The sequence below is a fragment of the Pantoea sp. Ae19-2 genome (genome assembly GCF_059801205.1).
In genome coordinates, this window is the sequence record NZ_JBCHWE010000001.1 from 4327884 (window position 1) to 4350045 (window position 22162).

At 50.9% G+C, this 22162-nt stretch carries 38 protein-coding genes; 32 read left to right on the top strand and 6 right to left on the bottom strand.

Going from position 1 to position 22162, the window contains the following annotated elements; all coding sequences use genetic code 11:
• Positions 1–14: 14 nt before the first annotated feature.
• The 26 genes from rplB to AAIE03_RS20030 all read left to right on the top strand — a co-directional run bounded on the left by rplB (position 15) and on the right by AAIE03_RS20030 (position 12571).
• Entirely contained in the window at positions 15–836 is an 822-nt protein-coding gene (rplB, locus tag AAIE03_RS19905) for a 50S ribosomal protein L2 (protein WP_006120586.1), read from the top strand.
• A 16-nt stretch (positions 837–852) separates the two neighbouring features.
• A complete protein-coding gene (gene rpsS, locus AAIE03_RS19910) occupies positions 853–1131 on the top strand; it encodes a 30S ribosomal protein S19 (RefSeq protein WP_001138115.1) in 279 nt (92 codons plus the stop codon).
• A 13-nt stretch (positions 1132–1144) separates the two neighbouring features.
• Complete coding sequence (rplV, locus tag AAIE03_RS19915) at positions 1145–1477, top strand: 50S ribosomal protein L22 (RefSeq protein ID WP_002919773.1); 333 nt, start codon at positions 1145–1147, stop codon at positions 1475–1477.
• A gap of 17 nt (positions 1478–1494) precedes the next feature.
• Positions 1495–2193 carry a 30S ribosomal protein S3 gene (gene rpsC, locus AAIE03_RS19920; protein WP_006120587.1) on the top strand — a complete coding sequence of 233 codons (699 nt, stop codon included), beginning with the start codon at positions 1495–1497 and terminating at the stop codon, positions 2191–2193.
• Between the two features lie 11 nt (positions 2194–2204).
• Positions 2205–2615 (top strand): 50S ribosomal protein L16, encoded by a 411-nt coding sequence (gene rplP / locus AAIE03_RS19925; protein ID WP_002438716.1) that lies wholly within the window; start codon positions 2205–2207, stop codon positions 2613–2615.
• Positions 2615–2806, top strand: a complete 192-nt coding sequence (rpmC, locus tag AAIE03_RS19930) for a 50S ribosomal protein L29 (protein ID WP_006120588.1) — start codon at positions 2615–2617, stop codon at positions 2804–2806. The genes rplP and rpmC overlap by 1 nt, the downstream gene beginning before the upstream one ends.
• Complete coding sequence (gene rpsQ, locus AAIE03_RS19935; RefSeq protein WP_006120589.1) at positions 2806–3060, top strand: 30S ribosomal protein S17; 255 nt, start codon at positions 2806–2808, stop codon at positions 3058–3060. Before rpmC ends, rpsQ begins: the two co-directional genes overlap by 1 nt.
• A gap of 168 nt (positions 3061–3228) precedes the next feature.
• Positions 3229–3600, top strand: a complete 372-nt coding sequence (gene rplN, locus AAIE03_RS19940; protein ID WP_006120590.1) for a 50S ribosomal protein L14 — start codon at positions 3229–3231, stop codon at positions 3598–3600.
• A gap of 10 nt (positions 3601–3610) precedes the next feature.
• Positions 3611–3925 carry a 50S ribosomal protein L24 gene (gene rplX, locus AAIE03_RS19945; protein WP_003850150.1) on the top strand — a complete coding sequence of 105 codons (315 nt, stop codon included), beginning with the start codon at positions 3611–3613 and terminating at the stop codon, positions 3923–3925.
• 14 nt (positions 3926–3939) lie between these two features.
• Positions 3940–4479, top strand: coding sequence for a 50S ribosomal protein L5 (gene rplE, locus AAIE03_RS19950; protein WP_006120591.1), 540 nt, complete (start codon positions 3940–3942; stop codon positions 4477–4479).
• 14 nt (positions 4480–4493) lie between these two features.
• A complete protein-coding gene (rpsN, locus tag AAIE03_RS19955; protein ID WP_006120592.1) occupies positions 4494–4799 on the top strand; it encodes a 30S ribosomal protein S14 in 306 nt (101 codons plus the stop codon).
• Positions 4800–4831: 32 nt separating this feature from the next.
• Positions 4832–5224, top strand: coding sequence for a 30S ribosomal protein S8 (gene rpsH, locus AAIE03_RS19960; protein ID WP_013027465.1), 393 nt, complete (start codon positions 4832–4834; stop codon positions 5222–5224).
• A gap of 13 nt (positions 5225–5237) precedes the next feature.
• Complete coding sequence (gene rplF / locus AAIE03_RS19965) at positions 5238–5771, top strand: 50S ribosomal protein L6 (RefSeq protein ID WP_013027464.1); 534 nt, start codon at positions 5238–5240, stop codon at positions 5769–5771.
• Positions 5772–5780: 9 nt separating this feature from the next.
• Entirely contained in the window at positions 5781–6134 is a 354-nt protein-coding gene (gene rplR / locus AAIE03_RS19970; RefSeq protein WP_013027463.1) for a 50S ribosomal protein L18, read from the top strand.
• Between the two features lie 14 nt (positions 6135–6148).
• Positions 6149–6649 carry a 30S ribosomal protein S5 gene (rpsE, locus tag AAIE03_RS19975; RefSeq protein ID WP_006120595.1) on the top strand — a complete coding sequence of 167 codons (501 nt, stop codon included), beginning with the start codon at positions 6149–6151 and terminating at the stop codon, positions 6647–6649.
• Positions 6650–6654: 5 nt separating this feature from the next.
• Positions 6655–6834 (top strand): 50S ribosomal protein L30, encoded by a 180-nt coding sequence (gene rpmD, locus AAIE03_RS19980; RefSeq protein WP_013027462.1) that lies wholly within the window; start codon positions 6655–6657, stop codon positions 6832–6834.
• A 3-nt stretch (positions 6835–6837) separates the two neighbouring features.
• Positions 6838–7272, top strand: a complete 435-nt coding sequence (gene rplO / locus AAIE03_RS19985) for a 50S ribosomal protein L15 (RefSeq protein WP_009087579.1) — start codon at positions 6838–6840, stop codon at positions 7270–7272.
• A 7-nt stretch (positions 7273–7279) separates the two neighbouring features.
• On the top strand, positions 7280–8611 hold the full coding sequence (gene secY / locus AAIE03_RS19990; RefSeq protein WP_498563149.1) for a preprotein translocase subunit SecY: 1332 nt from the start codon (positions 7280–7282) through the stop codon (positions 8609–8611).
• A 32-nt stretch (positions 8612–8643) separates the two neighbouring features.
• Complete coding sequence (gene rpmJ, locus AAIE03_RS19995) at positions 8644–8760, top strand: 50S ribosomal protein L36 (RefSeq protein ID WP_004160566.1); 117 nt, start codon at positions 8644–8646, stop codon at positions 8758–8760.
• 144 nt (positions 8761–8904) lie between these two features.
• The gene (gene rpsM / locus AAIE03_RS20000) at positions 8905–9261 is read left to right on the top strand and encodes a 30S ribosomal protein S13 (RefSeq protein ID WP_003850176.1); all 357 of its coding nucleotides are present in this window, start codon (positions 8905–8907) and stop codon (positions 9259–9261) included.
• A gap of 16 nt (positions 9262–9277) precedes the next feature.
• The gene (gene rpsK / locus AAIE03_RS20005; RefSeq protein WP_004160563.1) at positions 9278–9667 is read left to right on the top strand and encodes a 30S ribosomal protein S11; all 390 of its coding nucleotides are present in this window, start codon (positions 9278–9280) and stop codon (positions 9665–9667) included.
• A 33-nt stretch (positions 9668–9700) separates the two neighbouring features.
• Entirely contained in the window at positions 9701–10321 is a 621-nt protein-coding gene (gene rpsD / locus AAIE03_RS20010) for a 30S ribosomal protein S4 (protein WP_013027460.1), read from the top strand.
• Positions 10322–10346: 25 nt separating this feature from the next.
• Complete coding sequence (locus AAIE03_RS20015) at positions 10347–11336, top strand: DNA-directed RNA polymerase subunit alpha (RefSeq protein ID WP_007891688.1); 990 nt, start codon at positions 10347–10349, stop codon at positions 11334–11336.
• A gap of 40 nt (positions 11337–11376) precedes the next feature.
• The gene (rplQ, locus tag AAIE03_RS20020; RefSeq protein ID WP_003850180.1) at positions 11377–11763 is read left to right on the top strand and encodes a 50S ribosomal protein L17; all 387 of its coding nucleotides are present in this window, start codon (positions 11377–11379) and stop codon (positions 11761–11763) included.
• 93 nt (positions 11764–11856) lie between these two features.
• A complete protein-coding gene (locus AAIE03_RS20025) occupies positions 11857–12225 on the top strand; it encodes a DnaJ family domain-containing protein (RefSeq protein WP_019105358.1) in 369 nt (122 codons plus the stop codon).
• Positions 12226–12310: 85 nt separating this feature from the next.
• Positions 12311–12571 carry an alternative ribosome-rescue factor A gene (locus tag AAIE03_RS20030; protein WP_019105359.1) on the top strand — a complete coding sequence of 87 codons (261 nt, stop codon included), beginning with the start codon at positions 12311–12313 and terminating at the stop codon, positions 12569–12571.
• Here the strand turns inward: AAIE03_RS20030 and mscL are convergent.
• The 5 genes from mscL to def all read right to left on the bottom strand — a co-directional run bounded on the left by mscL (position 12546) and on the right by def (position 17284).
• A complete protein-coding gene (mscL, locus tag AAIE03_RS20035) occupies positions 12546–12956 on the bottom strand; it encodes a large-conductance mechanosensitive channel protein MscL (RefSeq protein WP_013027457.1) in 411 nt (136 codons plus the stop codon). The genes AAIE03_RS20030 and mscL overlap by 26 nt on opposite strands.
• 107 nt (positions 12957–13063) lie before the next feature.
• Entirely contained in the window at positions 13064–14440 is a 1377-nt protein-coding gene (gene trkA / locus AAIE03_RS20040) for a Trk system potassium transporter TrkA (protein ID WP_013027456.1), read from the bottom strand.
• 17 nt (positions 14441–14457) lie between these two features.
• Entirely contained in the window at positions 14458–15759 is a 1302-nt protein-coding gene (gene rsmB / locus AAIE03_RS20045; RefSeq protein WP_014604875.1) for a 16S rRNA (cytosine(967)-C(5))-methyltransferase RsmB, read from the bottom strand.
• A 47-nt stretch (positions 15760–15806) separates the two neighbouring features.
• Positions 15807–16751, bottom strand: a complete 945-nt coding sequence (gene fmt / locus AAIE03_RS20050; protein ID WP_014604876.1) for a methionyl-tRNA formyltransferase — start codon at positions 16749–16751, stop codon at positions 15807–15809.
• A 20-nt stretch (positions 16752–16771) separates the two neighbouring features.
• Positions 16772–17284 (bottom strand): peptide deformylase, encoded by a 513-nt coding sequence (def, locus tag AAIE03_RS20055; protein ID WP_013027453.1) that lies wholly within the window; start codon positions 17282–17284, stop codon positions 16772–16774.
• Between the two features lie 117 nt (positions 17285–17401).
• Between def and dprA the strand changes: the two genes are divergently transcribed.
• The 6 genes from dprA to AAIE03_RS20085 are packed head-to-tail and all read left to right on the top strand — an operon-like array spanning position 17402 to position 21197.
• The gene (gene dprA, locus AAIE03_RS20060) at positions 17402–18526 is read left to right on the top strand and encodes a DNA-protecting protein DprA (RefSeq protein WP_014594751.1); all 1125 of its coding nucleotides are present in this window, start codon (positions 17402–17404) and stop codon (positions 18524–18526) included.
• On the top strand, positions 18498–18971 hold the full coding sequence (gene smg, locus AAIE03_RS20065; protein ID WP_013027451.1) for a DUF494 family protein Smg: 474 nt from the start codon (positions 18498–18500) through the stop codon (positions 18969–18971). The genes dprA and smg overlap by 29 nt, the downstream gene beginning before the upstream one ends.
• A 22-nt stretch (positions 18972–18993) precedes the next feature.
• Complete coding sequence (locus tag AAIE03_RS20070) at positions 18994–19539, top strand: DNA topoisomerase family protein (RefSeq protein WP_014594750.1); 546 nt, start codon at positions 18994–18996, stop codon at positions 19537–19539.
• A gap of 9 nt (positions 19540–19548) precedes the next feature.
• On the top strand, positions 19549–20121 hold the full coding sequence (gene tsaC, locus AAIE03_RS20075; RefSeq protein ID WP_014594749.1) for an L-threonylcarbamoyladenylate synthase type 1 TsaC: 573 nt from the start codon (positions 19549–19551) through the stop codon (positions 20119–20121).
• Between the two features lie 3 nt (positions 20122–20124).
• Entirely contained in the window at positions 20125–20943 is an 819-nt protein-coding gene (aroE, locus tag AAIE03_RS20080) for a shikimate dehydrogenase (RefSeq protein WP_013027448.1), read from the top strand.
• Positions 20940–21197 carry a DUF1488 family protein gene (locus AAIE03_RS20085; RefSeq protein ID WP_014604878.1) on the top strand — a complete coding sequence of 86 codons (258 nt, stop codon included), beginning with the start codon at positions 20940–20942 and terminating at the stop codon, positions 21195–21197. The genes aroE and AAIE03_RS20085 overlap by 4 nt, the downstream gene beginning before the upstream one ends.
• Here the strand turns inward: AAIE03_RS20085 and AAIE03_RS20090 are convergent.
• Positions 21152–21718: a gamma carbonic anhydrase family protein gene (locus tag AAIE03_RS20090; protein ID WP_014604879.1), complete on the bottom strand. Its 567-nt coding sequence runs from the start codon at positions 21716–21718 to the stop codon at positions 21152–21154. The two genes, AAIE03_RS20085 and AAIE03_RS20090, sit on opposite strands and share 46 nt — an antisense overlap.
• Positions 21719–22162: the final 444 nt, after the last annotated feature.

Sequence of the window (22162 nt, forward strand, 5' to 3'; positions counted from 1 at the left end):
GGAGGAGAAAGACAATGGCAGTTGTTAAATGTAAACCGACATCTCCGGGTCGTCGCCACGTCGTTAAAGTGGTGAACCCAGAGTTGCACAAGGGCAAGCCGTTTGCTCCATTGCTGGAAAAAAACAGCAAATCCGGTGGCCGCAACAACAACGGTCGCATCACTACCCGTCACATCGGTGGTGGTCATAAGCAGGCTTACCGTCTGGTTGATTTCAAACGCAACAAAGATGGTATCCCGGCAACCGTTGAACGTCTTGAGTACGATCCGAACCGCTCTGCGAACATCGCACTGGTTCTGTACAAAGACGGCGAACGCCGTTACATCCTGGCCCCTAAAGGCCTGAAAGCCGGCGACCAGATTCAGTCTGGCGTTGATGCTGCGATCAAAGCAGGTAACACACTGCCGATGCGTAACATCCCGGTGGGTTCTACCGTTCACAACGTAGAAATGAAACCAGGCAAAGGCGGTCAGATTGCTCGCTCAGCCGGTGCTTACGTGCAGATCGTTGCGCGTGAAGGTTCCTACGTTACCCTGCGTCTGCGTTCAGGTGAAATGCGTAAAGTCGAAGCTGACTGCCGCGCAACACTGGGCGAAGTCGGTAACGCTGAGCATATGCTGCGCGTTCTGGGTAAAGCCGGTGCAACCCGTTGGCGTGGTGTTCGTCCGACCGTTCGTGGTACCGCGATGAACCCAGTAGATCACCCGCACGGTGGTGGTGAAGGTCGTAACTTTGGTAAGCACCCGGTAACCCCGTGGGGCGTTCAGACCAAAGGTAAGAAGACCCGTAGCAACAAGCGTACCGATAAGTTTATCGTACGTCGCCGTAGCAAATAATATTAGAGGATAAGCCATGCCACGTTCTCTCAAGAAAGGTCCTTTTATTGACCTGCACTTGCTGAAGAAGGTAGAGAAAGCGGTGGAAAGCGGTGACAAGAAGCCTTTGCGCACTTGGTCCCGTCGTTCAACGATCTTTCCTAACATGATCGGTTTGACCATCGCTGTCCATAATGGTCGTCAGCACGTTCCTGTCTTTGTTTCCGACGAAATGGTTGGTCACAAACTGGGTGAATTCGCGCCGACACGTACTTATCGCGGTCACGCGGCTGATAAAAAAGCCAAGAAGAAATAAGTAGGAGGAAGAGATGGAAACTTTAGCTCAACATCGCCACGCTCGTTCTTCTGCTCAGAAGGTTCGCCTTGTTGCTGACCTGATCCGCGGTAAGAAAGTGTCGCAGGCACTGGACATTTTGACCTACACCAACAAGAAAGCGGCTGTACTGGTCAAGAAAGTTCTGGAATCTGCCATTGCTAACGCTGAACACAACGATGGCGCTGATATCGACGATCTGAAAGTCGCGAAAATTTTCGTCGACGAAGGCCCAAGCATGAAGCGCATTATGCCGCGTGCAAAAGGTCGTGCAGATCGCATCCTGAAGCGCACCAGCCACATTACTGTGGTTGTGTCCGATCGCTGAGACTCTGGAGACTAGCAATGGGTCAGAAAGTACATCCTAATGGTATTCGCCTGGGTATTGTAAAACCATGGAACTCTACCTGGTTTGCGAACACCAAAGAATTCGCTGACAACCTGGACAGCGACTTTAAAGTACGTCAGTACCTGACTAAGGAACTGGCTAAGGCGTCTGTATCTCGTATCGTTATCGAGCGTCCGGCTAAGAGCATCCGTGTGACCATTCACACCGCTCGTCCTGGCATCGTGATCGGTAAGAAAGGTGAAGACGTAGAAAAACTGCGCACGGTCGTGGCGAAAATCGCTGGCGTACCTGCACAGATCAATATCGCCGAAGTCCGTAAACCGGAACTGGACGCTAAACTGGTTGCTGACAGCATCACTTCACAGCTGGAGCGTCGCGTGATGTTCCGTCGTGCTATGAAGCGTGCGGTTCAGAACGCCATGCGTCTGGGCGCGAAGGGTATTAAAGTTGAAGTTAGCGGCCGTCTGGGCGGCGCCGAGATCGCACGTACCGAATGGTATCGTGAAGGTCGCGTGCCGTTGCACACTCTGCGTGCTGACATTGACTACAACACCTCTGAAGCGCACACCACTTATGGTGTAATCGGCGTTAAGGTATGGATCTTCAAAGGCGAGATCCTGGGTGGTATGGCTGCTGTTGAACAACCGGAACCGGCTGCTCAACCTAAAAAGCAGCAGCGTAAAGGCCGTAAGTAAGGAGAGTCGCTATGTTACAACCAAAGCGTACAAAATTCCGTAAAGTGCACAAAGGCCGCAACCGTGGTCTGGCGCAGGGTACGGATGTTAGCTTCGGGACTTTCGGTCTGAAAGCTGTTGGCCGTGGTCGTCTGACTGCCCGTCAGATCGAAGCAGCACGTCGTGCTATGACCCGTGCAGTTAAGCGTCAAGGTAAGATCTGGATCCGTGTATTCCCGGACAAACCGATCACCGAGAAGCCGCTGGAAGTGCGTATGGGTAAAGGTAAGGGTAACGTCGAGTATTGGGTTGCCCTGATCCAGCCTGGTAAAGTCCTGTATGAAATGGACGGCGTACCAGAAGAGCTGGCCCGTGAAGCATTCAAGCTGGCAGCAGCAAAACTGCCTATCAAAACCACCTTTGTAACTAAGACGGTGATGTAATGAAAGCAACAGAGCTGCGTGAAAAAAGCGTTGAAGAGCTGAACACTGAGCTGCTTAATCTGCTGCGTGAGCAATTTAACCTGCGCATGCAGGCAGCATCTGGCCAACTGCAGCAGTCTCATCTGCTGAAGCAGGTTCGCCGTGATGTTGCGCGCGTTAAGACTTTACTGACTGAGAAGGCGGGTTCGTAATGACCGATAAAATCCGTACTCTGCAGGGTCGTGTCGTTAGTGACAAAATGCAGAAATCTGCGGTTGTTGCTATCGAGCGTTTCGTGAAGCATCCAATCTATGGAAAATTCATTAAGCGTACGACTAAGCTGCACATCCATGACGAGAACAACGAATGTGGAATCGGTGACGTGGTAGAAATCCGCGAATGCCGTCCACTGTCCAAGACTAAGTCCTGGACTCTGGTTCGCGTTGTAGAGAAAGCAATTCTGTAATAGAATCTGCCCTCTTTAAAAATCGAATGAACGGCTCGCAAGAGCCGTTCATTTTTTCTACCCATCTGCGAGAACCGGTGTTATAATGCCGCGCCCTCAATTATGGGGCTTTCAATCGACCTGAGGTCTAGGTCCCGAAGTAGTAGTTGACATTAGCGGAGCACTGAAATGATCCAAGAACAGACTATGCTGAACGTCGCCGACAACTCCGGTGCACGTCGCGTAATGTGTATCAAGGTTCTGGGTGGCTCGCACCGTCGCTACGCAGGCGTCGGCGACATCATTAAAGTTACCATCAAGGAAGCAATTCCACGTGGTAAAGTTAAAAAAGGTGATGTCCTGAAGGCGGTAGTGGTGCGCACCAGGAAGGGTGTTCGTCGCCCGGACGGTTCTGTCATTCGCTTCGATGGTAATGCATGCGTTATTTTAAACAATAACAGTGAGCAGCCTATCGGTACGCGTATTTTTGGGCCGGTAACTCGTGAACTTCGTACTGAAAAGTTCATGAAAATTATCTCTCTGGCACCAGAAGTACTCTAAGGAGCGAACAATGGCAGCTAAAATCCGTCGTAACGACGAAGTTATCGTGTTAACCGGTAAAGATAAAGGTAAGCGCGGTAAAGTTAAGAACGTCCTGTCTTCTGGCAAGGTCATCGTTGAAGGTATCAACCTGGTTAAGAAACATCAGAAGCCTGTTCCGGCTCTGAACCAACCAGGCGGCATCGTTGAAAAAGAAGCTGCTATTCAGGTTTCTAACGTTGCTCTCTTCAATGCGGCAACCGGTAAGGCTGACCGTGTAGGCTTTAGATTCGAAGACGGCAAAAAAGTCCGTTTCTTCAAGTCTAATAGCGAAACTATCAAGTAATTTGGAGTAGTACGATGGCGAAACTGCATGATTACTACAAAGACGAGGTAGTCCAGAAACTCATGAGTGAGTTCGGCTACAATTCTGTCATGCAAGTCCCTCGGGTCGAGAAGATCACCCTGAACATGGGTGTTGGTGAAGCGATCGCTGACAAGAAACTGCTGGATAACGCAGCAGCTGACCTGGCAGCAATCTCCGGTCAAAAACCGTTGATCACCAAAGCACGCAAATCAGTTGCAGGCTTCAAAATCCGTCAGGGCTATCCGATCGGCTGTAAAGTAACTCTGCGTGGCGAACGCATGTGGGAGTTCTTTGAGCGTCTGATCACCATTGCTGTACCGCGTATCCGTGACTTCCGTGGCTTGTCCGCTAAGTCATTCGATGGTCGTGGCAACTACAGCATGGGTGTACGTGAGCAGATCATCTTCCCAGAAATCGACTACGACAAAGTCGATCGCGTTCGTGGTTTGGATATTACCATTACCACTACTGCGAAATCTGATGATGAAGGCCGTGCTCTGCTGGCTGCCTTTGACTTCCCGTTCCGTAAGTAAGGTAGGGTTACTTAATGGCTAAGCAATCTATGAAAGCACGCGAAGTTAAGCGTGTGAAATTAGCAGACAAATTCTTCGCAAAACGCGCTGAACTGAAAGCGATCATTTCTGATGTGAACGCTTCCGACGAAGACCGTTGGGATGCCGTTCTCAAGCTGCAGAGTCTGCCGCGTGATTCCAGCCCTTCACGTCAGCGTAACCGCTGCCGTCAAACAGGTCGTCCGCACGGTTTCCTGCGGAAGTTTGGGTTGAGCCGTATCAAGGTCCGTGAAGCCGCAATGCGCGGTGAAATCCCGGGTCTGAAAAAGGCTAGCTGGTAATTGTCACCAATTGAATCACGGGAGTAACACAGATGAGCATGCAAGATCCGATCGCGGATATGCTGACCCGTATCCGTAACGGTCAGGCCGCGAACAAAGTTGCGGTCACCATGCCCTCCTCCAAGCTGAAATTGGCAATTGCCAACGTGCTGAAGGAAGAAGGCTTTATTGAAGATTTTAAAATCGAAGGCGACATCAAGCTGGAACTGGAACTGACTCTTAAGTATTTCCAGGGTAAAGCTGTTGTAGAAAGCATTCAGCGAGTAAGCCGTCCCGGCCTGCGCATCTATAAGAAAAAAGATGAGCTGCCAAAGGTAATGGCTGGTATGGGTATCGCTGTCATTTCTACATCGAAAGGTGTCATGACTGATCGTGCAGCGCGCCAGGCTGGTCTTGGTGGCGAAATTATCTGCTACGTAGCGTAATCGGAGGAATAAAATGTCTCGTGTTGCTAAAGCACCTGTCGTTATTCCTGCCGGCGTAGAGGTAAAACTCAACGGTCAGGTAATTTCGATTAAAGGTAAAAACGGCGAGCTGACTCGTACTATCAATGATGCTGTTGAAGTTAAGCATGCTGACAACGCTCTGACTTTCGCTCCGCGCGAAGGTTTCGTTGACGGCTGGGCGCAGGCGGGTACTTCTCGCGCGCTGCTGAACGCAATGGTTATCGGTGTTACCGAAGGCTTCACTAAGAAGCTGCAGCTGGTTGGTGTTGGTTATCGTGCTGCCGTAAAAGGCAACGTAGTTAACCTGTCTCTGGGCTTTTCTCATCCAGTTGATCACCAGCTGCCCGCGGGTATCACTGCAGAGTGTCCGACTCAGACTGAAATCGTGCTGAAAGGCGCTGATAAGCAGGTGATCGGCCAGGTTGCAGCTGACTTGCGCGCCTACCGTCGTCCTGAGCCTTATAAAGGCAAGGGTGTCCGTTACGCCGACGAAGTCGTGCGTACCAAAGAGGCTAAGAAGAAGTAAGGTAACACTATGGATAAGAAATCTGCTCGTATCCGTCGTGCGACCCGTGCACGTCGCAAGCTCAAAGAGCTGGGTGCTACTCGCCTGGTGGTACATCGTACCCCGCGTCACATTTACGCACAGGTAATCGCCCCGAACGGTTCCGAAGTTCTGGTTGCTGCTTCTACTGTAGAAAAAGCTATCACTGAACAACTGAAGTTTACCGGTAATAAAGAAGCCGCAGCTGCTGTAGGTAAAGCTATTGCAGAACGCGCAATCGAAAAAGGCATCACTGGTGTTTCTTTCGACCGTTCCGGTTTCCAATATCATGGTCGCGTCCAGGCACTGGCAGATGCTGCCCGTGAAGCTGGCCTTCAGTTCTAAGGTAGAGGTCTAAGATGGCACACATCGAGAAACAAGCTGGCGAACTGCAGGAAAAACTGATCGCGGTAAACCGTGTATCTAAAACTGTAAAAGGTGGTCGTATTTTCTCCTTCACCGCACTGACTGTAGTGGGTGATGGTAACGGCCGCGTTGGTTTTGGTTACGGTAAAGCGCGTGAAGTTCCAGCAGCGATCCAGAAAGCGATGGAGAAAGCCCGTCGCAATATGGTTAATGTCGCGCTGATCAACGGCACCCTGCAGCACCCTGTTAAAGGTGCGCACACTGGGTCCCGTGTGTTCATGCAGCCGGCTTCAGAAGGTACCGGTATCATCGCCGGTGGTGCAATGCGCGCCGTTCTGGAAGTCGCTGGAGTACATAACGTTCTGGCAAAAGCCTATGGTTCCACCAACCCGATTAACGTGGTTCGTGCAACTATTGACGGTCTGGGCAATATGAAGTCTCCGGAAATGGTCGCTGCTAAGCGTGGTAAATCCGTTGAAGAAATTCTGGGGTAATCACGATGGCTAACACTATTAAAATCACCCAAACCCGTAGTTCAATCGGCCGCTTGCCTAAGCATAAAGCCACTCTGGTTGGCCTGGGTCTGCGTCGTATTGGTCATACCGTAGAGCGTGAAGATACGCCAGCTGTACGCGGTATGGTCAACGCGGTTTCCTACATGGTTAAAGTGGAGGAGTAAGAGATGCGTTTAAATACTCTGTCTCCGGCCGAAGGGTCTAAGCACGCTACCAAGCGTCTGGGTCGTGGTATCGGTTCTGGCCTCGGAAAAACCGGTGGTCGTGGTCACAAAGGTCAGAACTCTCGTTCTGGCGGTGGCGTACGTCGCGGTTTCGAAGGTGGTCAGATGCCTCTGTACCGTCGTCTGCCGAAGTTCGGTTTCACCTCTCGCAAAGCAATGATCACCACAGAGATTCGTCTGTCTGATCTGGCGAAAGTTGAAGGCGGTATCGTCGACCTGAACGCGCTGAAAGCAGCCAACATTGTCGGTGTTCAGATTGAATTCGTTAAAGTAATTCTTTCTGGTGAAGTTTCTGCACCGGTAACGGTTCGCGGCCTGCGTGTCACCAAAGGTGCTCGTGCTGCAATCGAAGCTGCTGGCGGTAAAATCGAGGAATAAGTAGCAGATGGCTAAACAACCGGGATTAGATTTTCAAAGTGCCAAAGGTGGCTTTGGTGAACTGAAACGCAGACTGCTGTTTGTAATCGGTGCACTGATTGTCTTCCGTATTGGCTCTTTTATTCCGATCCCTGGTATTGATGCCACTGTACTTGCCAAACTGCTTGAGCAACAGCGTGGCACCATCATTGAAATGTTTAACATGTTCTCTGGTGGTGCTCTCAGCCGTGCTTCTATCTTTGCTCTGGGTATCATGCCGTATATTTCGGCATCGATTATTATCCAGCTGTTAACGGTGGTTCATCCCGCGTTAGCTGAAATTAAGAAAGAAGGGGAGGCTGGCCGTCGTAAGATTAGCCAGTACACCCGTTACGGTACGTTGGTATTGGCCATATTCCAGTCAATCGGTATTGCTACCGGTTTACCGAATATGCCTGGTATGCAAGGCCTGGTAATGAATCCAGGCTTTGCATTCTATTTTACCGCTGTTGTGAGTCTGGTTACCGGGACAATATTCCTGATGTGGCTGGGCGAACAGATAACTGAGCGTGGTATCGGTAACGGTATTTCAATCATTATCTTCGCAGGTATTGTTGCGGGTCTTCCGCCGGCCATTGGCCATACCATCGAGCAAGCGCGGCAAGGTGACCTGCACTTCCTTCTGTTGCTGTTGGTTGCAGTTCTCGTATTTGCAGTGACCTTCTTTGTTATTTTCGTTGAGCGTGGTCAACGCCGCATTGTGGTGAACTATGCCAAACGTCAACAAGGTCGCCGTGTATACGCTGCACAGAGCACACATTTACCGTTGAAAGTGAATATGGCAGGGGTTATCCCGGCAATCTTCGCTTCCAGCATTATTCTGTTCCCGGCAACGATTGCATCGTGGTTCGGGGGCGGTACCGGTTGGAACTGGCTGACAACAATTTCGATGTATTTGCAGCCAGGACAGCCGCTTTATGTGCTACTCTATGCGACTGCTATCATCTTCTTCTGTTTCTTCTACACGGCGTTGGTTTTCAACCCGCGTGAAACAGCAGATAACCTGAAGAAGTCTGGTGCATTCGTACCGGGAATTCGTCCGGGAGAGCAAACGGCGAAGTATATTGATAAAGTAATGACGCGGTTAACCTTAATCGGTGCCCTCTACATTACCTTTATCTGCCTTATCCCGGAGTTCATGCGTGATGCGATGAAAGTTCCTTTCTACTTTGGCGGTACATCACTGCTCATCGTAGTGGTCGTCATCATGGACTTTATGGCTCAAGTGCAAACTCTGATGATGTCAAGTCAGTACGAGTCTGCATTGAAGAAAGCTAACCTGAAGGGCTACGGCCGTTAATTCAGGTGGTTGAGAAGTTACGGAGAGTAAAAATGAAAGTTCGTGCTTCCGTCAAGAAATTATGTCGTAACTGCAAAATCATTCGCCGCGACGGTGTCGTTCGTGTGATCTGCAGCGCCGAGCCAAAGCATAAACAGCGCCAAGGCTGATTTTCACATATTTTTCTTGCAAAGTCGGGTTGAGCTGGCTAGATTAGCCAGCCAATCTTTTGTATGTCTGTACGTTTCCATTTGAGTATCCTGAAAACGGGCTTTTCGGCATGGTACGTACATATTAAATAGTAGGAGTGCATAGTGGCCCGTATAGCAGGCATTAACATTCCTGATCAGAAACATACCGTTATCGCTTTAACCTCGATTTTCGGTATTGGTAAGACTCGTTCGAAAGCCATCTGCGCTTCAACGGGCATTGCTGAAAATGTTAAGATCAGTGAGCTGTCTGAAGAACAAATTGATCAGCTGCGTGATGCAGTTGCTAAATTCGTTGTAGAAGGTGATCTGCGCCGTGAAATCACCCTGAGCATCAAGCGTCTTATGGACCTTGGTTGCTACCGTGGTTTGCGCCATCGTCGTGGTCTTCCGGTTCGCGGTCAGCGCACCAAGACCAACGCACGTACCCGTAAGGGTCCGCGTAAACCGATCAAGAAATAATCGGGGTGAGTAAATAATGGCAAAGGCACCAGTTCGTGCACGTAAGCGTGTAAGAAAACAAGTCTCAGATGGCGTGGCTCATGTCCATGCTTCTTTTAACAACACAATCGTTACCATTACTGATCGTCAGGGTAACGCACTGGGTTGGGCAACCGCCGGTGGTTCCGGTTTCCGCGGTTCACGTAAATCCACTCCGTTTGCTGCTCAGGTCGCTGCAGAGCGCTGTGCAGAAGCGGTAAAAGATTACGGTATTAAGAACCTGGAAGTTATGGTTAAGGGTCCGGGTCCGGGTCGCGAATCAACAATTCGTGCACTGAACGCCGCTGGTTTCCGCATCACGAATATTACTGATGTGACTCCGATCCCTCATAACGGTTGTCGTCCGCCGAAAAAACGTCGCGTATAACGCCCCGTTTTTTAGGATAGTTGGAGAAAGAAAATGGCAAGATATTTGGGTCCTAAGCTCAAGCTGAGCCGTCGTGAGGGCACTGACTTATTCCTTAAGTCTGGCGTTCGCGCGATTGATTCCAAGTGTAAAATTGAACAAGCTCCTGGTCAGCACGGTGCGCGTAAGCCACGTCTGTCTGACTACGGCGGCCAGTTACGTGAAAAGCAAAAAGTTCGTCGTATGTACGGTGTTCTTGAGCGTCAGTTCCGTAACTATTACAAAGAAGCAGCACGTCTGAAAGGCAACACCGGTGAAAACCTGTTGGCTCTGCTGGAAGGCCGTCTGGACAACGTCGTTTATCGTATGGGCTTTGGTGCCACGCGTGCGGAAGCACGTCAGCTGGTGAGCCATAAGTCTGTTCTGGTAAATGGTCGCGTTGTTAACATCGCTTCTTATCAGGTATCTCCGAATGATGTCGTTAGCATCCGTGAGAAAGCCAAAAAGCAATCTCGCGTGAAGGCCGCTCTGGAGCTGGCTGAGCAGCGTGAAAAGCCAACCTGGCTGGAAGTTGATGCAGCTAAGATGGAAGGTGTGTTCAAACGTATTCCTGAACGTACCGATCTGTCTGCGGACATTAACGAACACCTGATCGTCGAGCTTTACTCCAAGTAAAGCTTAGTACCAAAGAGAGGACACAATGCAGGGTTCTGTGACAGAGTTTCTAAAACCGCGCCTGGTAGATATCGAGCAAGTGAGTTCGACGCACGCCAAGGTGACCCTTGAGCCTTTAGAGCGTGGCTTTGGCCATACTCTTGGTAACGCGCTGCGCCGTATTCTGCTTTCATCAATGCCGGGTTGCGCGGTGACCGAGGTTGAAATTGATGGTGTACTGCATGAGTACAGCACCAAAGAGGGTGTACAGGAAGATATCCTGGAAATCCTGCTCAACCTTAAAGGTTTGGCGGTAAGAGTTCAGGGCAAAGATGAAGTTATTCTTACCTTGAATAAATCTGGCATTGGCCCTGTGACTGCAGCCGACATTACCCATGATGGTGATGTCGAAATCGTCAAGCCGCAGCATGTGATCTGCCATCTGACCGATGAAAATGCATCTATTAGCATGCGTATCAAAGTTCAGCGTGGTCGTGGTTATGTGCCGGCTTCTGCCCGAATTCATTCGGAAGAAGATGAGCGCCCAATCGGCCGTCTGTTAGTTGACGCTTGCTACAGCCCTGTAGACCGTATCGCCTACAATGTTGAAGCAGCGCGTGTAGAGCAGCGCACCGACCTGGACAAGCTGGTCATCGAAATGGAAACCAACGGCACAATCGATCCTGAAGAGGCGATTCGTCGTGCGGCAACCATCCTGGCAGAACAACTGGAAGCTTTCGTTGACTTACGTGATGTACGTCAGCCGGAAGTGAAAGAAGAGAAACCAGAATTCGATCCGATCCTGCTGCGCCCTGTTGACGATCTGGAATTGACTGTCCGCTCTGCTAACTGCCTTAAGGCAGAAGCTATCCACTACATCGGTGATCTGGTACAGCGTACTGAGGTTGAGCTGCTTAAAACGCCTAACCTTGGTAAAAAATCTCTTACCGAGATTAAAGATGTGCTGGCCTCACGTGGTCTGTCTCTGGGCATGCGCCTGGAAAACTGGCCACCGGCAAGCATTGCTGATGAATAACCCGATCACAGGTTAAGGTTTCACTGAGAAGGATAAGGTCATGCGCCATCGTAAGAGTGGTCGTCAACTGAACCGCAACAGCAGCCATCGTCAGGCTATGTTCCGCAACATGGCTGGCTCTCTGGTTCGTCATGAGATCATTAAGACGACTCTGCCGAAAGCCAAAGAGTTGCGCCGCGTAGTTGAGCCGCTGATTACTCTTGCCAAGACCGACAGCGTAGCTAATCGTCGTCTGGCATTCGCCCGCACTCGTGATAACGAGATCGTGGCAAAACTGTTTAATGAGTTAGGCCCGCGTTTCGCGAGCCGTGCAGGTGGTTACACTCGCATTCTGAAGTGTGGCTTCCGCGCTGGTGACAACGCTCCGATGGCATACATCGAGCTGGTTGATCGTCCAGAAGCTCAAGCAGAAGCTGCGGCAGAGTAATCTGTTGCAACGTGAAAAACCCGCTTCGGCGGGTTTTTTATTGTCTGCAGTTCCGCGTCTGCTACGCTTGTCATGTTATGAAGGAGGCGAACAATGTGGTTAATTGATCAGCTTGTTGAACAGCATATCAAAGCGGCGCAGGAGAAAGGCGAGCTAAGTAACCTGCCGGGTGAAGGTGCGCCGCTGCAACTTGAAGACGACAGTCAGGTTCCACCTGAGCTGCGTGCAGGATTTCGACTGTTAAAAAATGCAGGCTTCCTGCCCCCGGAGCTCGAACTCCGGCGCGAAGCGCTGCAGGTCAGCGATCTGTTACACCATTTAGATCCTGACGATCCTGAGCGACTGATTCAGACACAACGGCTGCTGCTGCTGAAGGTTAAACTTCGTCAGGCCGGCATGAGCACAGATTTTCTGGATGGGGAATATGGCCGCGCAATTAAGCGCAAAATTTCGCCAGATTAGCATGTTTTATGTCGTCAGCATCCGCGTATAATAGTGGCTGCTGCATCTTTAACAGCCTTATTTCTATCAACGACACGGAGAAATTATGTCCAGTTATCGCCATACGAAAGGGCAAATACAGGATAACGCCTTACAGGCATTGTTACACGATCCTCTCTTCAGACAGCGGGTCGAACAGAAACAAAAAGGGAAGGGCAGTTTCAAACGTAAAGCAAAACATGGAAAAGGAAAAGACTGGGAGGCCAGTGATAAGCAAGCCGTTTATCACTGGCCTTCTGCTTTTCGGGCACAAAAAAGCCGCGTTATAGCGGCTTCGTCGTTTAAATTTTTGTGTTTTGTTGTTTAAGTAAGTCGCGAATTTCGGTCAGAAGCAGTTCTTCGTTTGAAGGTTTGGGGGCCGGTTTTTCCACTTCTTTCTTTTTATACAGTTTGTTCATCAACTTGATTGCCATGAAGATAGCAAAAGCAACAATGATGAAATCAAATACGGTTTGCAGGAAAACACCATATTCCATGACGACAGCGGGCGCATTACCTACGGCGGGTTTAAGCACCCAACTAAACGATTTGAAATCAACGCCGCCAATCAGCAAACCCAAAGGTGGCATAATGATGTTCGCCACCAATGATGAAACAATTTTACCAAATGCCGCACCAATGATGACACCGACTGCCAGGTCAACCACATTGCCGCGCATCGCAAAATCACGAAACTCTTTGAATAAACTCATACTTCTCTCCTTGCCTTAGCCAATGCCATAAAGTTTAACAAAGCTTGCCATATTTGCCATTGCTGCGAACAATTTGCTAAATGATGTCAGACACAGCCCTGAATTTTTTACAGGAAGAACGGACTTGGCTGAAACAGGCGTTCGACGTCCGGTACAAATTTCTTATCGGTTAAAAACATGACGACGTGGTCGCCCTGTTCAATACGCAGGTTGTCATTCGCTATCATCACATCATCGCCGCGAACCACCGCACCAATCAATGTGCCTGGTGGAAGCTTGATATCATCAATTGACCGTCCCACCACGCGTGAGGTGGTTTCATCACCGTGCGCAATGGCTTCAATGGCTTCGGCAATACCGCGGCGTAAAGACGAAACGCCTACAATGTCCGCTTTGCGCACGTGCCCTAACAGGGCTGAAATCGTGGCCTGCTGTGGCGAAATGGCAATATCAATTACGCTGCCCTGGACCAGATCGACGTAAGCCCGTCGTTGTATCAGCACCATGACTTTCTTGGCACCCATTTTTTTAGCCAGCATGGCCGACATAATATTCGCTTCGTCATCGTTGGTGACGGCAATGAATAAGTCGACCTGCTCGATGTGCTCTTCCGCCAGCAGCTCCTGATCGGACGCATCACCATAGAACACCACTGTATCATGTAACTGTTCTGCCAGCTCGGCAGCACGCTGAGGATTACGCTCAATGAGTTTGACGCTGTAATTTTTCTCAAGCCGCTGCGCCAGGCCAAAACCAATATTTCCGCCGCCCACCAACATGATGCGTTTATAGGGTTTTTCCAGCCGCTGCATTTCACTCATGACTGCACGAATATGCTGGCTTGCGGCAATGAAAAAGACCTCATCCCCTGCTTCAATAATGGTGGATCCCTGTGGACGGATAGGGCGATCCTGACGGAAGATTGCCGCCACGCGCGTATCGATATGTGGCATATGGTCCCGCAGGATCGACAGCGGATTGCCTACGAGCGGACCGCCATAATAGGCTTTGACAACGGCAAGACTGACCTTACCTTCGGCAAAGTTAACGACCTGCAGTGCACCAGGATACTGAATCAGACGATATATGTTGTCGATGACCAGTTGCTCAGGCGAAATCAAATGATCGATGGGCACGGCTTCAGGAATAAACAGTTTATCGGCGTCGCGCAGATAGTCCGCCGCACGGATACGGGCGATGCGATTTGGCGTGTTGAAAAGCGAATAAGCGATTTGGCAGGCAATCATATTGGTTTCATCCGAGCTGGTCACGGCAACCAGCATATCGGCATCCTCTGCACCGGCCTCACGGAGAATACGTGGGTGAGAACCATGGCCCTGCACGACACGTAAATCAAATTTGTCCTGCAGTTGGCGTAACCGCGTTGAGTCTGTATCCACAACGGTAATATCGTTATTTTCACCAACCAGGTTTTCTGCCAGTGTGCCGCCGACCTGACCAGCACCAAGAATTATGATTTTCATCGCTTATCAATGCCTTTTCAGAGTGGACCCGTGCGTTTCACCAGCTTAGCGTAGAAAAAACCATCTCCGCCTTCTGCCTCGGGAAAGACCTGCCAACCGTTCAGGGGCGCGCCGGACAATGAAACCGCTTCCGCATCAGCGTGACGCTCGATGAACTCGCTGATTTGCCGCTGGTTCTCGTCCGGTAAGACAGAGCAGGTTGCATAGATCATCGTACCGCCGGGTTTGAGCAGCGGCCAGGTCGCATCCAGAATTTCACGTTGTAATGCGGCCAGCTCTGCAATGTCGCGATCGCGACGTAACCACTTAATGTCGGGATGCCGGCGGATAACGCCGGTCGCTGAGCAGGGCGCATCCAGCAAAATGCGGTCAAACTGACGTTGGTCGCACCACTGCTGCGGCGTGCGCCCATCTCCCTGTTTTACCTCGGCGGTCATCCCCAGACGAGTCAGATTTTCATTCACGCGTTTCAGTCGTTGGGCATCAACATCGACAGCAAGCACCTGTGCCTCGGGAGCAATCTCCAGAATGTGGGTCGTTTTCCCTCCCGGCGCCGCGCAGAGATCCAGAATCTGCTCACCGTTTTTTGGCTCAAGCAGAAGCGCACAGCGTTGAGCGGAGAGATCCTGTACCGTAAACCAGCCTTGCTCAAAGCCAGGCAGCAGAGTAACCGGTGCAGGCGCCGCAAGACGCAGCGCTTCTGGCACATCTTGGGCGACAGCAGCACTCTTCTCCTCTGCGGTGAGGCGCGCCAGCCAGCTGTCACGTGAATGATGTTGGCGATTAACACGCAACCACATCGGTGGTCGCTGGTTGTTTGCCTCAACAATTTGCTGCCACTGCTCTGGCCATGCCTGCTGAAGCCGGTTCAGTAACCAGCCCGGATGAAGATGACGCTGAGGACCATCCTGAATACTGGCAAGAAGGGCTTCCTGCTGACGCTGGAACTGGCGCAAGACGCCATTGATTAATCCTTTCAGGTTTGCGCGTTTCAGCACCTCCGCCCCGGCCACTGTCTCCGCTAATGCTGCATGAGCGGGCACGCGTGTATAAAGTAGCTGATATAAGCCCACCATAATCAGGAAATGCAGCGTACGCTGCTTACCCGTTAAGGGACGTTCCATCAGTTTGCCGATCAGCGCTTCCAGCTGCGGTAACGTGCGCAGTACACCAAAGCAGATCTCTTGTACCAGGGCAGCATCTTTATCTGAGAGTTTTTTCTGTGCCGCGGGCAAGGCGGTATTGAGTGATTCGCCTTTATCGACAACGCGTTCGATCAGTTGAGCAGACAGGCTACGAAGATTGGTTGATTTAGTCATAAGATAGTGCCATCAAGCAAAAGGCCCGGTTTTGCCGGGCCTGAGGGTCAGTCCAGAAGCGTGCCGGTTTCAAACCATTCGCGACGCGAGTTAAGCAGGTCCTGTGCTGACATCGTTTTTTTACCGGCGGGTTGAAGCTGAAGTAAATTCAGCACGCCGTCGGCAGTGGCAATGTGAATGCCGTGTTTGTCAGCCTGGATAATCTCTCCCGGCTGCTTGTTGACATGAGGTAAGACGCTGGCTTGCCAGACTTTCACCGGCTGGTCATTCACCATAAAAAAGCTTATCGGCCAGGGATTAAAAGCACGAATGCAGCGTTCCAGCTGTTCAGCCGGCAACGTCCAGTTAAGGCGCGCCTCTTCTTTGCTCAGTTTTTCTGCGTAGTTAGCCAGACTTTCATCCTGCTGAACGGCCTGCGCGTTACCGTCACGTAACTGGGATAATGTGGTCATCAACCCTGCCGGACCCAGATCTGCCAGCTTATCGTAAAGCGTTGCGCTGGTGTCTTCAGCGCTAATCGGACAGGCGAGTTTTAACAACATGTCACCCGTATCCAGCCCGACATCCATCTGCATAATGGTCACGCCGGTTTCGCTGTCACCCGCCCAGAGTGCGCGCTGAATAGGCGCGGCGCCACGCCAGCGTGGTAACAGGGAACCGTGCACGTTGATACAACCCAAACGGGGCATCTCAAGCACGGTTTTTGGCAGGATGAGCCCATAAGCGACGACAACCATGACGTCAGCCTGTAAGTCTGCAACCAACTGTTGGTTTTCGGCCGGGCGCAGGGATTGGGGTTGAAATACCGGAATGTTGTGAGCCTGGGCCAATGACTTGACCGGGCTGGCGGTCAACTTATTGCCGCGACCTGCAGGACGATCCGGCTGGGTGAAGACGCCGACAATCTGATGCTCAGAAGCAAGCAGCGCGTCAAGATGACGCGCTGCAAAGTCTGGCGTGCCAGCAAAGATAATTTTAAGCGGAGCAGACACGTTTATCCCTTATTCCGATCTCAGGAAGCCTGAGCATTTTGACGCGCCAGCTTTTCTAACTTTGTTTTAATGCGCTGACGCTTTAAAGGCGAAAGATAATCGATGAACAGCTTACCATCGAGATGGTCGATTTCGTGCTGGATGCAGATAGCCAGAAGATCACCGGTTTCAAGTTCGAAGCTTTTACCCTCGCGGTCCAGTGCACGGACTTTTACCCGCTCGGCACGAGGCACAAAGGCACGTTGCTCAGGAATAGACAGGCAACCTTCTTCGATACCCGTTTCGCCGCTCTTTTCCAGCAGCTCAGGATTGATTAAGACCAGGCGTTCGTCGCGGTTTTCAGAGACATCAATCACAATGATGCGCTGATGAATATCCACCTGCGTCGCGGCAAGGCCGATACCTTCTTCGGAATACATGGTTTCGAACATATCATCGACGATACGCTGAACGTCCGCGTTAACTTCTTTAACAGGCGCGGCAATTTTGCGCAGGCGCTCGTCAGGGAAATGTAATACCTGTAAAACTGACATAAATATCCAGATATAAATTCTAAAAGGGAAAGATTACTTCCTCATATTGTAGACTTTTTACTACCCGATTGACAGCATTCTGCGGAGGGACGCGATGCTTGTCAGAGGGCTTTGAAGATGAGAAAACGGGAGCAATTACTGCGGCTGGGCACTATACCGGGCTTAACCGGCAGGCGTTGGTTAAAGGCGGCACAGCAACTGTCTGAAGGCAAAGATGTTGACGATGTGTTGACCCAGAATGGATTAGAGGTTTCACAGCGCCACCATTACCATCATCTCTCCCCGGGTTGGCTGAAAACGGTAAACAAGTGGCTGTCGCAAAGCCCGTTACATCATTTGATTACCGCCCTTGATCCGCTTTATCCCGCTCAGCTCACTGAAATCAGCTGTTTTCCTCCTTTGCTGTATGTAAAGGGCGATCCTTCCGTTCTGGGTACATCGCAGCTGGCGGTGGTGGGCAGCCGCCAGTGCTCTCACTCCGGTCGTTACTGGTGTGACGTGTTCACACAGGCGTTGTCGCTCAGTGGCTTCACCATCACCAGCGGCCTGGCTCTCGGTATTGATGGTGTTGCACATCGTGCTGCGCTGAACGTGAGGGGGAAAACCGTTGCGGTACTGGGCAGCGGACTGGCCCACCTCTATCCCAGGAGGCATGTTGCGCTGGCTCAGGAAATTGTCGAGCAGGGGGGCGCGGTGATATCCGAGTTTCCGCTTGATGCACTTCCTCTGGCACACCGGTTTCCACGCAGAAACCGGATTATCAGCGGATTAAGCCAGGGCGTGTTAGTCATTGAAGCGTCATTAAAGAGTGGTTCATTAGTCACAGCCCGTTACGCATTAGAGCAAAATCGCGCTGTTTATGCCTTGCCTGGAGCATTGGGCAACAGCGGCAGTGAGGGAACAAACTGGTTGATTCAGCAGGGAGCAATGCTGGTGGCACATCCTAATAACATCATTGAAGATTTACGCGCTATGCTTAACTGGTTACCTGTTACACAATCAGACGAAATTTATTCTGATGCCAGTGACGATGCTCCATTGCCATTTGCCGAGCTGTTGGCTAACGTAGGTGATGAGGTTACACCTGTTGACGTTGTCGCTGAACGTGCCGGCCAACCTGTGCCAGTTATTACAGCTCAGTTGCTGGAACTGGAGTTAGCAGGATGGATCGCAGCTGTACCCGGCGGCTATGTCCGATTGAGGAGGGCATGCCATGTTCGACGTACTCATGTACTTGTTTGAGACCTATATCCACAACGAAGCAGAAATGGGTGTTGATCAGGACAGATTGACAGATGACTTGACGGATGCCGGTTTTCATCGCGAAGACATTTATAACGCGTTGAACTGGTTAGAAAAGTTGGCAGACTACCAGGAAGGTCTGGTCGCACCAATTTTACTGGCAAATGATCCGCTCTCCATGCGCATCTATACAGATGAAGAGAGCAAGCGTTTAGATGCCGAAAGCCGCGGTTTCCTGCTCTTCCTGGAACAAATTCAGGTATTGAGCCTTGAAACACGAGAAATGGTCATTGAACGTGTCATGGCGCTTGATACTCTTGATTTCGATCTTGAGGATCTTAAATGGGTGGTGTTGATGGTGCTTTTTAACATCCCAGGATGTGAAAATGCCTACCAACAAATGGAAGAACTGTTATTCGACGTCAACGAAGGTATGCTGCATTAAATTTCACTGATGCATTATCGTTATGAGTAAAACCGCACTCTTCACTGTGCGTAAACAGGATCCCTGCCCCGCTTGCGGGGCAGAACTTGTTATACGTTCAGGAAAACACGGCCCTTTTTTGGGCTGTGCAAACTACCCTGCCTGCGATTACATTCGGCCCTTGGGCAACCAGGCCGACGGGCACGTTGTGAAAGTTCTGGAAGGTCACGCCTGCCCGCAATGTGGCGCAGATAAAGTATTACGCCAGGGCCGTTTTGGTATGTTCATTGGCTGTAGCCATTATCCAGAATGTGATTACACAGAAACGATCGATAAACCTGATGAGACGACTCTCGATTGCCCGCAGTGTCAGCAGGGTAAACTGGTACAGCGGCGATCGCGCTTTGGTAAAACGTTTCATTCCTGTGATCGCTATCCAGCCTGCCAGTTTGCCGTCAACCTGACACCCGTGGCCGGGCGTTGTCCGCATTGTGAATTTCCACTTTTAGTTGAAAAAAAGACCACGCAAGGCACCCGGCTTTTTTGCGCCAGTAAACGTTGTGGCAAAGCTATCATTGAAGAGACGTAAGACATCATCATGCAAAATCAACCAGTTTCCGGCTCACTCCAGGATTGTGTGAACCATCTGAAGCAACATGCAGTCATTGCTTACCCTACAGAAGCGGTATTCGGCCTGGGCTGCGATCCTGATAATGAATCGGCCGTCATGGCGCTGTTGGCGTTGAAACGGCGGCCCGTGGAAAAAGGATTGATTCTGATAGCGGCCGATTATGGCCAGCTCATGCCCTACGTTTCCGATCACGTGTTAACGGCGATGCAGCGTGAACGTATGTTTGCCTGCTGGCCCGGCCCGGTGACCTTTGTCGTGCCTGCGGCACCGCATACGCCGCGTTGGTTAACCGGACAATTCGATTCTCTGGCTATTCGCGTCAGCGATCATCCTGACGTTCAGGCGTTGTGCCGGGCGTTTGGCAAGCCTCTGGTGTCAACCAGTGCGAATCTTTCAGGGCAGCCGCCCTGTCGCACAGTAGATGAAGTCAAACGGCAGTTTGGTCCGGCGTTCCCCGTGCTCAACGGGAACACGGGAGGCAGGTTAAATCCCTCCGAGATCCGCGACGTCATCAGCGGCAACCAGATACGGCAGGGTTAGCAGATGACACATTTTGCCGTTTTTGGTCACCCAATAAGCCACAGTAAGTCGCCGCAAATCCATCAGGCTTTTGCCAGACAAACGGGGATCACCCTTCAATATGATCGTATTGAAGCGCCTGTGGATAGTTTCCCCGAGGCGGTTACGACGTTTTTTGCCCAAGGCGGAGCGGGCGCAAATATCACGTTACCTTTCAAGCAGCAGGCCTGGGAATATGCCGATCAACTGACCGAGCGGGCTTCTACCTCGGGGGCGGTTAACACGTTGAAAAAGTGCCCGGACGGACAGATTCTTGGCGACAATACGGACGGCATTGGTTTAGTCAGCGATCTTCAGCGTCTGTCGATGATCAAACCAGGCGATCGTGTCTTACTGATGGGGGCTGGTGGGGCAGCGCGTGGCGTTATCCTGCCTCTGCTTTCTCTGGGAACGACGATTACGCTAGTCAACCGCACGGCTGCGAGTGCCCAAAGCATGGCAAAGGCGTTCGGACAGTATGGGGCGGTGAGTGCATGTTCATTTAATGCGCTGAGTGGTAAACAATTTGATTTACTGATTAACGCGACATCGAGTGGCATTAATGGCGATGTGCCGCCATTACCCTCATCATTAATCCATGCTGATTTACACTGCTATGACATGTTTTATCAGAACGGATTAACCGCTTTTCTGCGCTGGTGCCAACAACAGGGTTCATCGCATCTTGCGGATGGATTAGGCATGCTGGTGGGGCAAGCCGCGCATGCATTTCATTTATGGCATGGCATCATGCCGGAAATTGCGCCGGTGATCGCGTCATTGAAAGCGGAGCTGTCGTCGTGAATCAGGCTATCCAGTTTCCAGATCGTGAAACGCTGGATACGACATTAATGGCTGTCTGTTTCCCTGTTTTGGTCAATGGCATGGGGCTAACCTGTGCCATCAGTGTGACGGCTTTACACCAACAATTCGGGGAAGGGGATGCGATGGCACTGTTTCGTGACCATCGCTGGGATTTGGAAGATCAGGCGGAAGACTGTATCCGTAACGATCAGGTCGATAATGAAGGATGGATCTGGCTGTCGCCGGCCAGGTAGTCGTTCTTCCAACTGACATAGTTGCTGGCAGAGTAGAGCAATCCTGCTATTTCTTTTTCATTCAGCGGTCGGATCTGTTTGACCGGACTGCCTACATAAAGATAACCACTTTCCAGCCGCTTACCGGGAGGAACCAGGCTCCCGGCACCAATCAGAACGTCATCCTCAACAATCACGCCATCCAGCACAATTGACCCCATTCCAACCAGTACGCGATTGCCAATAGTACAACCGTGCAGCATGGCTTTATGTCCGACAGTAACATCCTCACCGATCACCAGTGGGAAACCTGCAGGATTAGCATCAGACTTATGGGTAACATGCAGCACGCTACCATCCTGAATATTGGTGCGGGCGCCGATGCGAACCTGGTTCACATCACCACGAATAGCCACCAGAGGCCAGATACCGACATCGTCTTCCATGATTACGTCACCCGCCACAACGCTGGTGGGATCAACCATGACGCGCAGACCCAACTGCGGGAAGAGATGTTTATAAGGACGTAACGCTACAGTCATTGTGCTCTCCTTTACTGTGTTTACCGGCAGCCTGATGCGATTGTGACCAACTGGCAAGGGGATTTTGCGCCGGATCGTTGGTGATCTAATCAATATGAATGTTTTCTCGGCAGTCAGTAAAAAGATCCAAAAAAAGGGTTGTGCAATTAAATCGGATCCCTATAATGCGCCTCCATCGACACGGCACAACGGCTTACGGAATGCGGTGTTGAGAGGGTCAGGCAACTGAGCCGCCGGAGAAAAACTTCTGAAAAAGAGGTTGACTCTGAAGGAGGAAAGCGTAATATACGCCACCTCGCGACAGACGGTTAACCCGCTGTTCGCACTGCTCTTTAACAATTTATCAGACAATCTGTGTGGGCACTCGCAGGATTGATATCAGCGTCTCCGGACGTAAAAAATATCAAGTCTCACGAGTGAACACATAATGAAATTCATTATGAC